The sequence below is a fragment of the Pseudomonas sp. NPDC087803 genome (genome assembly GCF_044742995.1).
Taxonomy (GTDB): Bacteria; Pseudomonadota; Gammaproteobacteria; order Pseudomonadales; family Pseudomonadaceae; genus Aquipseudomonas.
This window is the reverse complement of record NZ_JBIUVO010000031.1, coordinates 1-13506: the sequence shown is the minus strand read 5'-3', so window position 1 is coordinate 13506 and position 13506 is coordinate 1. Positions and strand designations below refer to the sequence as shown.

Genomic DNA, 13506 nt, shown 5'->3' with positions numbered 1-13506 from the left:
CCCCGTGATCGACTTCCCGAAACCGGGCGTGATCTTTTGCGACTGGAACAGCGGGGTGATGTCGCGAAAGATCACGCCCGGTTTCGGGAAGTCGATCACGGGGCGGATCAGGGATTTGATGTCGAAGGAGTCGAAGACCATCGTCGAGGTGTCCTGGCAGGGCTGCAAACGGCGCAGTATACCCGCGGCTGAAACGCTTCGCTCAACCGCGGATCGAGATCAGCCTTCGAGCGAGCCGCCGGCCAGGGCGCAGAGCTGGATCGGATCGAGGATGTGGATCTCTTTGCCCTCGGCGGCGATCAGTTCGTTCTGCTGGAAGCGGGTGAACACCCGCGACACGGTTTCCACCGCGAGGCCCAGATAGTTGCCGATTTCGTTGCGCGACATGCTCAGGCGGAACTGGTTGGCCGAGAACCCGCGAGCGCGGAAGCGGGCCGACAGGTTGACCAGGAAAGTGGCGATACGCTCGTCGGCGGTTTTTTTCGACAGCAACAGCATCATTTGCTGGTCGTCGCGGATCTCGCGGCTCATCACCCGCATCAACTGGCGACGCAGCTGCGGCAGTTGCAGGGCCAGTTCATCGAGGCGTTCGAAGGGAATTTCGCAGACCGAGGTGGTTTCCAGGGCCTGGGCCGACACCGGGTGTTTCTCGGTGTCCATGCCGGACAGGCCGACCAGTTCGCTCGGCAGGTGGAAACCGGTGAGCTGTTCTTCGCCAGTGTCGCTCAGGCTGAAGGTCTTCAGGGCGCCGGAGCGTACTGCATAAACGGAATCGAAGGTGTCGCCTTGGCGGAACAGGAACTCACCCTTTTTCAACGGGCGGCCACGTTTAACGATTTCGTCCAGCGCATCCATGTCTTCCAGATTCAGAGAAAGTGGCAGGCAGAGAGGGGCCAGGCTGCAATCCTTGCAATGGGCCTGGTTGTGAGCGCGCAGTTTAACTGGCTCGGACATTTCTTAAATCCTTGTGGGAAAACACACATAAGCCGTAAGGGTAACCCACGGGAGGACATTCAGGCCAGTCTGTGGCGAGATTGCCCCGCGGGCGTAAAGCCGCAGGGCAAGTGGCCGATAAAGGGGTATCACCACGCATGCAAGGAATCGCTTCGATGGCCGCCATTGATACCCTGAACCCCGGTAACAGCGGCGTTGCGTCTGTGCCGAGCACCGCCAGAACAGGGGGCGGCGATGAACAGAATGCCGACTCTGCGCCGCTGGCAAGCCCGACCTTGGTCGAGGGCGTCAAAGTGTCGCTGTCCGGCGCCTCCATCGAAAAATCCTACAGCGCCGGGGGCGAGAATAGCGACATCGAAGACAGCGGCTTGCCGGAGAACGTCCAGCAGTTGCTGAAGATGATCCGCAAACTGCAAAAAGAGATCGCCGAGAAGAAAGCCCGGATGGCGGCCGTCATGTCCGACAGAACCATGACCAACGAAGCCAAGGTCAACATGCTCGCCGCGCTGCGCGGTGCCATCGCCGCGCTGAATACCGGGCTGATCAGCGCCAATCTGGCCCTGTCCAAAGTCATGGATCAGTCCGGCCTCAGCGCCGAGCAGAATCTCAAACTCGGCTCGCTGCTGACGAAAAACTAGATCACCCGCGAGAAGCGCTGCCGGTTCTGCTGTTCCAGATACGCGTCGAACACCATGCACACCGAGCGCACCAGCAGGCGTCCGGCCGGCAGCACTTCGATGCGCTCGCGTTCCAGCTTGATCAGCCCGTCATTGGCCATGCCTTGCAGTTGCGGCCACAGCGCGCCGAAGTAACCCTGAAAATCTATATTGAAGGTTTGCTCGATCTCGGCGAACTCCAGGCTGAAATTGCAGATCAGTTGCTGGATCACTGCGCGGCGCAGGCGATCATCGGCGTTGCACACCAGGCCCCGGCTGGTCGCCAGTTGCGCGGCGGCAAGGGTGTTCTGGTACTGGTTCAGATCGCTGGTGTTCTGGCAGTAGAGATCGCCGATCTGACTGATCGCCGAGACCCCCAGACCAATCAGATCGCAATGGCCGTGGGTGGTGTAGCCCTGGAAATTGCGTTGCAGAGTCTGTTCTTCCTGAGCAATCGCCAGCTCATCGTCGGGCAGAGCGAAGTGATCCATGCCGATGTAGCGGTAACCGGCGGCGGTCAGTTGTTCGATGGTGCGCTGGAGCATGTCGAGTTTTTGCGCAGGGCTCGGCAGCTCGTGGCTGTTGATCCGCCGCTGCGGCATGAAACGCTCCGGCAAGTGCGCATAGTTGAACACCGAGAGCCGGTCCGGTTGCAGGCTGATGACTTCCTCGACGGTGCGCGCGAAGTTCTCCGGGGTCTGCTTGGGCAGGCCGTAGATCAGGTCGATGTTGATCGAGCGAAATTGCAGGGTCCGCGCCGCGTCGATGACTGCGCGGGTCTCCTCAAGGCTTTGCAGGCGATTGACCGCGCGCTGCACCGCCGGATCGAGGTCTTGCAGGCCGATGCTGACCCGATTGAAACCGAGTTCGCGCAACAGGCCCATGGTCGACCAGTCGGCCTCGCGCGGGTCGATCTCGATGCCGTAGTCACCGGAATCGTCATCCAGCAGATTGAAATGTTTGCGCAGGTGCGCCATCAGCTGACGCAGTTCGTCGTGGCTGAGAAAAGTCGGGGTGCCGCCGCCGAAATGCAACTGCTCGACTTTCTGCGCCGGTTCCAGGTGGCAGGCGATCAACTGGATTTCCTGCTCCAGCCTTTGCAGATATGGCTGTGCCCGCCCGCGATCCTTGGTGATGACCTTGTTGCAGGCGCAGTAGTAGCAAATGTTCGCGCAGAACGGCACGTGCACGTACAGCGACAACGGGCGCAGCGCCTTGCGGCTGTCGCGCAGGGCATGGAACAGGTCAAAGGTGCCGACCTGACTGTTGAATTGCACGGCGGTCGGATACGAGGTGTAGCGCGGCCCCGCCAGGTCGTAGCGGCGGATAAGATCAGTGTCCCAACGAATGGCGTCGAGCATGCGGGCATTCCCCCGGATAGGCTGGCAGTGTGGCGAGTCTATCGGGGTGCGGCGATGGGGCTGTTGATTTGCATCAACGGCGGATTGGTAGTGACTGCTTTTGTGGCGAGGGAGCTTGCTCCCGCTGGACTGCGCAGCAGGCCCCTGGTTTTGCTGTCAAATCGGGGGGCGCTTCGCACCCCAGCGGGAGCAAGCTCCCTCGCCACAGTTTTAGTGACCCATCAACCAATGTTGGTGAGGGCCAGGAAGCGTCCAGATCCCGAACACAATCACCAATAAGCCGCCTGCCACGCGCACGCTGCGTTTGCGCAAAAGTGCGGTCACCCGCTCCGCAGCCAGCCCTGTCGCCAGCAGCACCGGCCATGTTCCCAGTCCGAACGCCAGCATCAACAGCGCACTGTCCAGCGCATTGCCCTGGCTCGCCGACCACAGCAGCGTGCTGTAAACCAGCCCGCACGGCAGCCAGCCCCACAGCGCGCCGAGCAGCAACGCGCGGGGCAGACTCGACACCGGCAGCAGCCGATTGGCCACCGGCTGAATGTAGCGCCACAACCCGCGCCCGAGGCTTTCGATGCGGGTCAGGCCGCTCCACCAGCCGGCCAGATACAGGCCCATGGCGATCAGCAGCAGCCCGGCGAGAATACGCATCAACATCGCCGCCGGACTGTTCGCCACCGCCCAACCCGCCAGGCCGATCAGCAAACCGGCCGTCGCGTAACTGAGGATGCGTCCGAGGTTGTACGCCAGCAGCAGGCGAAAGCGCCGGCTGCGCTGCTCCTTGGGAATCGCCAGGGTCAGCGCGCCCATCAGGCCGCCGCACATGCCCAGGCAATGGCCGCCGCCGAGCAGGCCAAGGATCAGCGCCGAAACCAGCAGGGGCGCCAGTTCAAGCATGGGGTGGCGCCTTGTCCTGCGGTTTATCGGATTTGGCTTCGTCGACGGCGGCGGTGTGGTTCGGGTCCTGGTCATCGAACAGGATGCTGTGGGCCGGGCCGTCGAGGTCGTCGTACTGCCCGCTGTCCACCGCCCAGAAGAAGATGTACACGGCGATGGCCACGATCAGCAGGGCGGCCGGGATCATCACGTAAAGAGCTGGCATCGGTACTCCAGGCCCTTGCGGCTCAGGCCGGCAACGGGCGGGTTTCTGAACGGGGGCCGACCACCGGCGCGCTCGGCAGGCGAGTCAGGCGCAGGGCGTTGAGCACCACGGTCAACGAACTGATCGACATGCCGACCGCGGCCCACACTGGAGTGATCCAGCCGAGGGCGGCGAACGGCAACATGAGGCCATTGTACAGCGCGGCCCACAGCAGGTTCTCGATGATTACCCGACGGGTCCTGCGCGCTAACGTGAAGGCTTGTACCAGCGCGTCGAGACGGTTGGACAGCAACACCGCATCGGCACTGGTTTTTGCCAGATCGGTGGCCGAACCCATGGCCACGCTGATGTCGGCAGCGGCCAGCACCGGTACATCATTCACCCCGTCGCCGAGCATCAGCACTTTGCGACCTTGAGCGTGCAGTTGTTGCAGCACCTGCAGTTTGTCATCCGGGCGCAGACCACCACGAGCCTCGTCGATACCCAGCTCGGCGGCGACACTGGCGACCATCGGCGAGCTGTCGCCGGACAGCAGCAGCGTACGCCAGCCACGGGCCTTGCATGCGGCGAGCAGGGCAGGGGCATCGTCGCGCAGGCGGTCGTCGAGGACGAACCACGCCAGCGCTGCCGAGTCATCGCCGAGCAGCAGCCACTGACCCGGTTCATCCGGCATCGCCGGCAACGGCGAACCGCTGAGGGCGCAGACAAACTTCGCCTGACCGATGCGCAAACGCTGCGTGCCGACCAGCCCTTCGAGGCCGAGTCCCGGCGTACTGTGCACTTCCTCGGCGGCCAGTGGCGCACGCCCGAAGGCGCGGGCAATCGGGTGTTCCGAACGGTTTTCCAACGCGGCGGCAAGGCTCAGGCACTGTTCGCTGTTCAGCGTGCCCAGTGGGCGAATCGAACGCAAAACCAGCCGCCCCTCGGTGAGGGTGCCGGTCTTGTCGAAAATCACCGTGTCGATCTGGTTCAGGCCTTCCAGCACATGGCCGCGCGTCAGCAACAGGCCGAGTTTGTGCAAGGTGCCGGTGGCGGCGGTCAACGCCGTCGGGGTCGCCAGTGACAGCGCGCAAGGGCAGGTCGCGACCAGCATCGCCAGGACGATCCAGAACGCTCGCGACGCATCCAGCTGCCACCACAACAGGCCGATGGCCGCCGCCGCGATCAGCGACAACAGCAGGAACCATTGCGCGGCGCGGTCGGCGATTTCTGCCAGTCGCGGCTTCTCGGCCTGGGCGCGATCGAGCAGGCGGACGATGGCCGACAGGCGCGTGTCCTGACCCAGCGCCAGCACCTCGACGGTCAACGCGCCTTCGACGTTCAGCGTACCTGCGGTGACCGCATCGCCCAGCGTGCGCGGTTGCGGCAGGTATTCGCCGGTCAGCAGCGACTCGTCGATACTCGACTGGCCGTCGAGGATCTTGCCATCCGCCGGCAGGATCGACCCCGGTTGCACCAGTACCCGGTCACCGAGGCGTAATTCGCTGAGCAGAATGCGTTCGCTCTGGCCGTCGGCGTCGAGGCGCAGGCACGAGGCCGGCAGCAGGTTCACAAGCTGCGCGGTGGCAGCGGCGGTGCGTTCGCGGGCGCGTCGCTCCAGATAGCGCCCGGCGAGGAGAAACAGCGCGAACATCCCGACCGCATCGAAATACAGCTCGCCGACCCCAGTGATCGAGGTCCAGATCCCGGCGATGTAGGCACTGCCGATCGCCAGCGACACCGAGACGTCCATGGTCAGATGCCGGGTGCGCAAATCGCGCATGGCGCCCTTGAAGAACGGCGCGCAGCTGTAGAACACGATCGGCGTGGTGAGGAACAGCGCGACCCAGCGCAGGATCGTGTGCAACTCGGGGCTGAGGTCGATGTTGAATTCCGGCCAGGTGGCCATGGTCGCCATCATCGCCTGGAACCACAGCAATCCGGCGACACCGAGCTGGCGCAGGGCGAGGCGGTTTTCGCTGGCCAGTTGTTCGCTGGCGCGGTCGGCCTGATACGGGTGGGCGGCGTAACCGATGTGGCGCAGCTCGGCGAGGATCTGGCTCAGCGGCAATTGCGCGTCGGCCCATTGCACGTGCAGGCGATGATTGGACAGGTTCAGACGCGCCTCGGCCACTGCCGGCAGGGTGCGCAGGTGTTTCTCGATCAGCCAGCCGCAGGCGGCGCAGCTGATGCCTTCCATCAACAGGGTGGTTTCGGCGAGTTCGCCCTCGTGACGGACGAAGGGTTTTTGCACGTCGGCGCGGTCGTACAGCGCCAGTTCATCGGTCAACTGCACCGGCAAGGCTTCGGGGTTGGCCGAGGCTTCGCTGCGATGCTGGTAATAGCTTTCCAGGCCACCGGCGACGATGGCTTCGGCCACAGCCTGGCAGCCGGGGCAGCAGAACTCGCGGGACTCCCCGAGCACGACGGCGGTGTAGCGGCTGCCCGACGGAACGGGCAGGGCGCAGTGGTAGCAGGGGAGTGGGGTGGTCATTTGTGGTGCCGTGCAAATCTATTGTGGCGAGGGAGCTTGCTCCCGCTCGGCTGCGAAGCAGTCGTATGGAAGCAATTCATTCTGCCTGAATGAACCGGGAGGCTGGTTATAGGGGCGCTTCGCACCCCAGCGGGAGCAAGCTCCCTCGCCACAGTGCAGATTTTTATTTATCCAGGTCTTCGGCGCCCTGCAGCGGTTCGTCACCGAGCAGCAGATCCTTGTCATGGCTGACCAGTTCTTCTTCGAACATGCGCCACACGTGATCGTCCTGCGTGCCCAGCAATTCGACAAAACGCCGGCCTTCGACCTTGTCACCCAACTGGCCGATGTAGCGGCCGGTTTCGGTTTCGCTGCGGGTCAGGACGATCTTGCGATCCTTCTCCGGCTGGGTCGGCGAGATCAGGTTCAGTTCCAGGGTTTTTGGCTGGCTGTCACCGCTCAGGCGCAGGTCGACTTCGCCAGTCACGTCATCCAGATGCACGTTGGCGCGCATCTTCAGGTTCTGTGCCAGCAGCTCGCGATCCAGTGAACGGTTGATGCCTTTGCCGGCCTCGTAGTAGTTGTCGTTGACCAGGTTGTCCGGGTTGTTTACCGCAATGGTCACCATCGACAGGGTCAAGGTCACCGAACAGGCCAGAATCCCGATGATGATCCATGGCCAGAGGTGCTTGTACCAAGGACTGGCGGCGTTTGCTGCGGGCATGTTCAGTTCTCTCAACGGGTTTGTGGGCCGATGAATCGGCTCTTGGCTTCAACGTGGACGCTGTCGTCGTCGGCATCCTTGAGGATGAATTTCACCTCGTTGGTGCTCGACGGCAATTGTTCCGGTGCGCTCGACAACTCCACCGGCATGCTGAAGATTTCGCCGGCCGGCACCTTGATCTCGCGTTTGCCCTGCAAGCGCAGGTCCGGCAGACCGGCGGCTTCCAGCACGTAGGTGTGGTCGCGCTGATCCTTGTTCATGATCTTCAGGCTGTAGACGTTTTCGATCCGGCCTTCGGCGTTTTCGCGGTACAGCACGCGGTCCTTGCTGACGTCGAAGCCGACCAGCGAGCGCATGAAGAACGCCGTCACCAACAGGCTGATCATCGCCAGCAGCACCACCGCATAGCCGATCAGGCGTGGCCGCAGTTTATGGGTTTTCTGCCCCGACAGGTTGTGTTCGGTGGTGTAGCTGATGAGGCCGCGCGGATATTCCATCTTGTCCATGATCGCGTCGCAGGCGTCGATGCACGCGGCGCAGCCGATGCACTCGATCTGCAGGCCATCACGGATGTCGATGCCGGTCGGGCATACCTGAACGCACATGGTGCAGTCGATGCAATCGCCCAGGCCCATGGCCTTGTAGTCGACACCTTTCTTGCGCGGGCCACGGCTTTCGCCGCGACGCGGGTCGTAGGAAACGATCAGGGTGTCCTTGTCGAACATCACGCTCTGGAAACGTGCGTAGGGGCACATGTAGATGCACACCTGTTCGCGCAACCAGCCGGCATTGCCGTAGGTGGCGAGGGTGAAGAAACCGACCCAGAAATACGACCAGCCATCGGCCTGGCCGGTGAAGAACTCGTACACCAGCTCGCGGATCGGCGAGAAGTAGCCGACGAAGGTCATGCCGGTGACGAAACCGATCAGCAGCCACAGCGAATGCTTGGCGAGCTTGCGCAGAAACTTGTTGCCGCTCATCGGCGCTTTATCGAGCTTGATCCGCTGGTTGCGGTCGCCTTCGGTGACCTTTTCGCACCACATGAAAATCCACGTCCACACGCTTTGCGGACAGGTGTAACCGCACCAGACGCGGCCGGCGTAAACGGTGATGAAGAACAGGCCGAACGCGGCAATGATCAGCAGGCCGGACAGCAGAATGAAGTCCTGCGGCCAGAAGGTCGCACCAAAGATGAAGAACTTGCGTTCCGGCAGGTTCCACCACACCGCCTGATGCCCGCCCCAGTTCAGCCACACCGTACCGAAATACAACAGGAACAGCGCGGCGCCGCCGATCATCCGCAGATTGCGGAACAGACCGGTGAAAGCGCGGGTGTAGATTTTTTCTCGAGAGGCGTAAAGGTCGACGCTGTTGTTCGCGTTTTTGCTCGGTGGTGTGACGTCGTGTACCGGAATCTGGTTGCTCATCATTGCATCCCACGGCAGTGGACAAATGCCTCGGTCGATACGTGCCGACCGCGGTCAGAAAGGGGTGTTGCAGTGGCGCAATGATACGCCTGTCGCTCTGGCTCAAGGGTGCGACCTTTGGTCGCGTTGGGGAAAAAGCATTATTGGTGTAGCGAATGCAGCAAAGCCTGATGCAGATCAATTGACTTGTTGAGTATGGACGGTTTTGTGGTGGCGGCTAATTCATTGTTCCCACGGGTTGATCAGAGCGACGCCGCTCGACCGGAAATCACCGACATTGCGCGTGACCACCGTGAGTCCATGCACCAGGGCCGTGGCAGCTATCAAAGCATCGCTTTCATTGGCCTGGTCGGGCACATGCAGGCTGGCACAACGCAGTGCCACCGCGGCATCAACCGGCAGGATTCGGGCTTCGAATGCTGGCATGACGTGACGCGTCAGCCAACTGCGCAACAGCTTTCCTTGAGCAGGATCACGCCGTTCCATTCGCAGTACTCCGGTTTCCAGTTCTTTCAAAGTAATGGCGGAAATGTACAGGCGCGGGGCGATGACGCCTTTGGCCCAACTGACCACATTGGCATCGGCTTGCGGCTTGCGAAGTTCGGAAATCACATTGGTGTCGAGTAAGTACATCAGGACAGATCCACGGGACGATGAATGATGACTGCGCGCTCGGTTTCGAAATCGATGTCGGCAGCCTCCGGCATGACCAACAAATCGACAATGCTCGTGTTTGCGCCGCTCAGTTTCTGATATTCCTCAATGCTCAACAGGACATGAGAGGCCTTGCCACGGTCGGTGATGATCACTGGACCCAGACGCGCAGCCTTTTTGGCACCGCTGGTGTCCTGATTGAATTCACGGCTGGAGATGGTGGTGATTGCCATCGTGGTTGACCTCTCGCAATACAGATGTAGCAACATTACTACTTCGCCTTGGGGGGCGGCAATCGAGGAAAACAGGGCTCAGCCGTCCGTTGGTCGGTCCGTGGCTGGCATTAGTCGAGCCAGCCTCGCACAAGGCGCAGGCCGGCTCGGGTTGATTCAGACGTGGCTTCAAGACTCAGGGAAGTCTGCCGCCGCCGAGGCTGTCGAGACTGCCGGTATTTTTGTGGGGTTTTGTGGTGCTGTCGGGATCGGGTTTCAACGGGTTGCCGAGTGTCACGGCAATGGATTCCACGGGGTTTTCCGATGATTCGACTGGATGATCAGGTTCAGCAAGAGCCTGATCAACCGGGAGAGGGTTTTTCTCGTCATTCAACATGGCGGCTTCATCCTTGAAGTGGCTCCGATGCGGGTCATCGGGCTGTGGAAGACCCTACAGAGCATCGAGAAACGAGTCCATCAGGCATGTGTCTCAAAGTATTAATTTCAAAGTTGATTTCAAACTTTCAGAAATATCGTTAGTTAATTTATGGGTTTTGTTTTCTTGTTTTTATCGAATAGCTTATTGGCTGTTCTGCAGCGTGTTAGTTGCATGTTCGTGTTTTGAAATTTAACGGATTAATGGAGTGTTATGAAAATCAAGGAAGTTAAAAAACTTTTCGCGTGTCTGTGCCTGTTGTCACTGACTTCTCTTGCCAGTGCCAATGAAGGTGCTCCGCAGCACATGGTGTTCGCCTCGGATCCGCAATACCCGTGGACGGAAAAATCGGACAGTGGTGAAGATGAATCGAGCGCGGATTTCGAAAGGCGCGCGAAATGGCTGGTGGAAACCCAGTTCGCGAGCATTGCCCAGTTTCGCAACGAGATGGGCGGGCAGGACGCCGTGCCCCTGATGATCAACGGCGACATGACCGCGTTCGGCCATGGCTGGCAGCGCTCCTATGTCGGTTCGATGCTGAAAAAACACTTTGGCGATCACGTGCTCTACGGATTGGGCAATCACGACTATCAGAACAACGTGAATGACTGTTTCAGTGAAAGTTGCGCAGCGGGCAGTATTGTTGATTACCGTGATCATCATGTCGGTAAAGTCGATGAGTTTGATCTGGAAGTCACTGGCAGCTTTGTGAGTAAACACTATCTGGGTAGTCTGGCTTATTCAAAGAATATTGGTGAAGTGCATCTGGTGCAGTTGAACAATGAACCCACTTATGCGGTGAAGATTTCTCACGCCTTGAATCCGACCTCATTCGATATCCGGGCGTCGCTGGACTGGCTGGAAAATGATTTGCGCATAGCGCGAGCGCAGGGCTACGCGATCATTATCAATATGCACAAGCCTTACGAGTGGAAAGGTAGCTGGGATCAGGAAAAGCGCTTCTTGAACATGATTGAAAAGTATCAGGTAACGGCAATTTTCGCCGGGCATTTCCATGCCGATGGCGGCATGAAAAGTTACAAGGGCGGGGTGCCGATGTTTCTCAGCGGTTCGGCTTCTCAACAGACGTACCTGACCGCCAGTTTTTCCAAGGATCGCAGGCAATTGGAGGTGAGTCTGGTCGAGGACAATCAGTGGCGCAAACGTACGCCGGTGGCCACCGTGCCGGTGAAGTCGATCTGGGCCAGTGCCCCATGAAAAAGCCCCCGCCAGAGCACTGGCGGGGGCTTTATCTTGCGTCGGGCGTTGGCCTTACTGCGCCTCGGTTTCCGGCGCTTTTTCACCGTGGGACAGGCTGTAAACGTAAGCCGCCAGCAGGTGCACCTTGTCGTTGCCTTGCAGTTGTTCCTGCGCAGGCATCTGGCCCTGACGGCCGTAACGGATGGTCTGCTGCAGTTGCGCGAAGCTCGAACCGTAGATGAACGCGGCCGGGTGGGTCAGGTTAGGCGCGCCCATCGCCGGGGTGCCTTTGCCTTCTGGACCGTGGCAGGCCACGCAGTTGGCGGCGAACAGTTTCTGCCCGTTGGCCGGATCAGCCTTGGTGCCTTCCGGCAGTTTGCGGCCATCGAGCTGGGTCACCACGAAGGCTGCGACGTCGGCTACGCCTTGTTCGCCAATCACTTCGGCCCAGGCCGGCATTACTGCGTGACGACCGCCCATAATGGTGGTCTTGATGGTTTCCGGCTCGCCGCCCCAGCGCCAGTCGGCGTCGGTCAGGTTGGGGAAGCCATAGGCGCCCTTGGCGTCGGAACCGTGGCACACCGAGCAGTTGGAGGCGAACAGACGGCCGCCCATCTTCAGTGCTTGCGGGTCCTTGGCGACTTCCTCGATCGGCATTGCCGCGAACTTGGCGAAGATCGGACCGAACTTGGCGTCCGAGCGGGCCATTTCCTTTTCCCACTCATGCACGCCGGTCCAGCCGGTCTTGCCATTGGCGAACGCGGTCTGCTTGTCGTTATCGAGGTAGTTGTAGCCCGGCAGCAGGCCTTTCCAGTTGCCCAGGCCCGGGTACAGCACCAGATAACCGAGGGCGAACACGATAGTGCCCACGAACAGCATGAACCACCATTTTGGCAGTGGGTTGTCGTACTCCTCGATCCCGTCGAAGGAGTGGCCGACCGTTTCGTCCGTCTGTTCGCTGCGCTGGCCCTTGCGGGTCGACAGCAGCAGCCAGGTCAGGGCGAAGATCGTACCGAGACTGAGGACTGTGACGTACAGACTCCAGAATGTAGTCATTCTTTGTTACTCCTAGAAGCTTGCTCGACGTGCTTGATGGCTTCGGGATCATCCGCAAAAGGCAGCAAGGTTGCGTCTTCAAACTCCGACTTGCGCTTGGGGCTGAACACCCACAACGCCAAACCGATGAAGGCCACCATCACGACAACGGTGCCCAGGCCGCGAATCATCCCGATATCCATGAAGAATCACCGTTTGCTTTTGATGATGGTGCCCAGGCCCTGAAGGTAGGCCACCAGCGCGTCCATTTCGGTTTTGCCCTTCACGGCATCTTTTGCACCGGCGATGTCTTCGTCGGTGTAAGGGACGCCGAGCGTGCGCAACACTTCCATTTTCTTGGCCGTGTCTTTGCCGTCGAGCTTGTTTTCCACGAGGAACGGGTAAGCCGGCATTTTCGACTCAGGCACCACGTTGCGCGGGTTGTACAGGTGCGCACGGTGCCAGTCATCGGAGTAACGACCACCCACACGAGCCAAGTCCGGACCGGTACGTTTGGAACCCCACAGGAACGGGTGGTCCCAGACGCTTTCACCGGCGACCGAGTAGTGGCCGTAGCGTTCGGTTTCAGCGCGGAACGGACGGATCATCTGCGAGTGGCAGCCGACACAACCGTTGGCGATATAGACGTCGCGGCCTTCCAGTTCCAGCGCCGAACGCGGCTTCATGCCTTCGACCGGCTTGTTGGTGACGTCCTGGAAGAACAGCGGAACGATCTGGGTCAAGCCGCCAATGCTGACGGCAATGACCATGAAGAAGGCCAGCAGGCCAATATTCTTCTCGACAGCTTCATGCTTCATCAGTGAGCTCCAACGACAGCGATCTGGGCGGCGGCTTCGGCTTCAGCCGGGTTCGAGGCGCGCACGGTGCGCCAGACGTTGTAAGCCATCAACAGCATGCCGCTGGCGAAGAATGCACCGCCCAGGGCACGGACGATGTAGCCCGGGTGGCTGGCCTGCAGCGCTTCGACGAACGAGTAGGTGAGGGTGCCGTCATCGTTGATTGCACGCCACATCAGACCCTGAGTGATGCCGTTGACCCACATCGAGGCGATGTACAGCACGGTACCGATGGTCGCGAGCCAGAAGTGCGCGTTGATCAGGCCGACGCTGTGCATCTGCGTACGACCGAACAGTTTCGGGATCATGTGGTAGATCGCGCCGATCGAAATCATCGCCACCCAGCCCAGCGCGCCGGCGTGAACGTGGCCGATGGTCCAGTCGGTGTAGTGTGAGAGCGAGTTGACGGTCTTGATCGCCATCATCGGGCCTTCGAAGG

General features: G+C 60.5%; 16 protein-coding genes and 1 pseudogene. 2 read left to right on the top strand and 15 right to left on the bottom strand.

The window, feature by feature from the left end:
- Together ACIOUG_RS16320 and fnr are read right to left on the bottom strand one after the other, a co-directional pair.
- A pseudogene (locus ACIOUG_RS16320) lies at positions 1-141 on the bottom strand (hypothetical protein); the annotation flags it as partial.
- A 78-nt stretch (positions 142-219) separates the two neighbouring features.
- Positions 220-954 (bottom strand): fumarate/nitrate reduction transcriptional regulator Fnr, encoded by a 735-nt coding sequence (gene fnr, locus ACIOUG_RS16315; RefSeq protein WP_025110355.1) that lies wholly within the window; start codon positions 952-954, stop codon positions 220-222.
- A 155-nt stretch (positions 955-1109) separates the two neighbouring features.
- Here fnr and ACIOUG_RS16310 point away from each other — a divergent pair, with 155 nt between their 5' ends.
- Positions 1110-1592, top strand: coding sequence for a hypothetical protein (locus ACIOUG_RS16310; RefSeq protein WP_401066950.1), 483 nt, complete (start codon positions 1110-1112; stop codon positions 1590-1592).
- On the opposite strand, the gene hemN is transcribed toward ACIOUG_RS16310, so the two are convergent.
- The 9 genes from hemN to ACIOUG_RS16265 form a co-directional block, all read right to left on the bottom strand.
- Positions 1589-2971: an oxygen-independent coproporphyrinogen III oxidase gene (gene hemN, locus ACIOUG_RS16305; RefSeq protein WP_401066948.1), complete on the bottom strand. Its 1383-nt coding sequence runs from the start codon at positions 2969-2971 to the stop codon at positions 1589-1591. The two genes, ACIOUG_RS16310 and hemN, sit on opposite strands and share 4 nt — an antisense overlap.
- 210 nt (positions 2972-3181) lie before the next feature.
- On the bottom strand, positions 3182-3865 hold the full coding sequence (locus ACIOUG_RS16300; RefSeq protein ID WP_401066946.1) for a sulfite exporter TauE/SafE family protein: 684 nt from the start codon (positions 3863-3865) through the stop codon (positions 3182-3184).
- Complete coding sequence (gene ccoS, locus ACIOUG_RS16295; protein WP_025110359.1) at positions 3858-4070, bottom strand: cbb3-type cytochrome oxidase assembly protein CcoS; 213 nt, start codon at positions 4068-4070, stop codon at positions 3858-3860. Before ccoS ends, ACIOUG_RS16300 begins: the two co-directional genes overlap by 8 nt.
- Positions 4071-4092: 22 nt before the next feature.
- Positions 4093-6543, bottom strand: coding sequence for a heavy metal translocating P-type ATPase (locus ACIOUG_RS16290; protein WP_401066944.1), 2451 nt, complete (start codon positions 6541-6543; stop codon positions 4093-4095).
- A 163-nt stretch (positions 6544-6706) separates the two neighbouring features.
- Positions 6707-7246, bottom strand: coding sequence for a FixH family protein (locus tag ACIOUG_RS16285; protein WP_401066943.1), 540 nt, complete (start codon positions 7244-7246; stop codon positions 6707-6709).
- An 11-nt stretch (positions 7247-7257) separates the two neighbouring features.
- Positions 7258-8673 (bottom strand): cytochrome c oxidase accessory protein CcoG, encoded by a 1416-nt coding sequence (gene ccoG, locus ACIOUG_RS16280; protein WP_401066942.1) that lies wholly within the window; start codon positions 8671-8673, stop codon positions 7258-7260.
- Between the two features lie 222 nt (positions 8674-8895).
- Complete coding sequence (locus tag ACIOUG_RS16275; RefSeq protein WP_401066941.1) at positions 8896-9306, bottom strand: type II toxin-antitoxin system VapC family toxin; 411 nt, start codon at positions 9304-9306, stop codon at positions 8896-8898.
- The gene (locus tag ACIOUG_RS16270) at positions 9306-9560 is read right to left on the bottom strand and encodes a type II toxin-antitoxin system prevent-host-death family antitoxin (protein ID WP_225138169.1); all 255 of its coding nucleotides are present in this window, start codon (positions 9558-9560) and stop codon (positions 9306-9308) included. Before ACIOUG_RS16270 ends, ACIOUG_RS16275 begins: the two co-directional genes overlap by 1 nt.
- A gap of 175 nt (positions 9561-9735) precedes the next feature.
- Positions 9736-9936 carry a hypothetical protein gene (locus tag ACIOUG_RS16265; protein ID WP_401066940.1) on the bottom strand — a complete coding sequence of 67 codons (201 nt, stop codon included), beginning with the start codon at positions 9934-9936 and terminating at the stop codon, positions 9736-9738.
- Positions 9937-10188: 252 nt separating this feature from the next.
- Between ACIOUG_RS16265 and ACIOUG_RS16260 the strand changes: the two genes are divergently transcribed.
- Positions 10189-11193: a metallophosphoesterase family protein gene (locus ACIOUG_RS16260; protein WP_401066939.1), complete on the top strand. Its 1005-nt coding sequence runs from the start codon at positions 10189-10191 to the stop codon at positions 11191-11193.
- A 54-nt stretch (positions 11194-11247) separates the two neighbouring features.
- Here ACIOUG_RS16260 and ccoP read toward each other — a convergent pair whose 3' ends face one another.
- The 4 genes from ccoP to ACIOUG_RS16240 form a co-directional block, all read right to left on the bottom strand.
- Entirely contained in the window at positions 11248-12231 is a 984-nt protein-coding gene (ccoP, locus tag ACIOUG_RS16255; RefSeq protein ID WP_103521589.1) for a cytochrome-c oxidase, cbb3-type subunit III, read from the bottom strand.
- The gene (locus ACIOUG_RS16250; protein WP_003175465.1) at positions 12228-12413 is read right to left on the bottom strand and encodes a CcoQ/FixQ family Cbb3-type cytochrome c oxidase assembly chaperone; all 186 of its coding nucleotides are present in this window, start codon (positions 12411-12413) and stop codon (positions 12228-12230) included. Before ACIOUG_RS16250 ends, ccoP begins: the two co-directional genes overlap by 4 nt.
- 6 nt (positions 12414-12419) lie before the next feature.
- Entirely contained in the window at positions 12420-13028 is a 609-nt protein-coding gene (ccoO, locus tag ACIOUG_RS16245) for a cytochrome-c oxidase, cbb3-type subunit II (RefSeq protein WP_003223378.1), read from the bottom strand.
- Positions 13028-13506: cbb3-type cytochrome c oxidase subunit I (locus tag ACIOUG_RS16240; protein ID WP_401066938.1), on the bottom strand; the 479-nt coding region annotated here is incomplete at its 5' end. The genes ACIOUG_RS16240 and ccoO, both read right to left, overlap by 1 nt.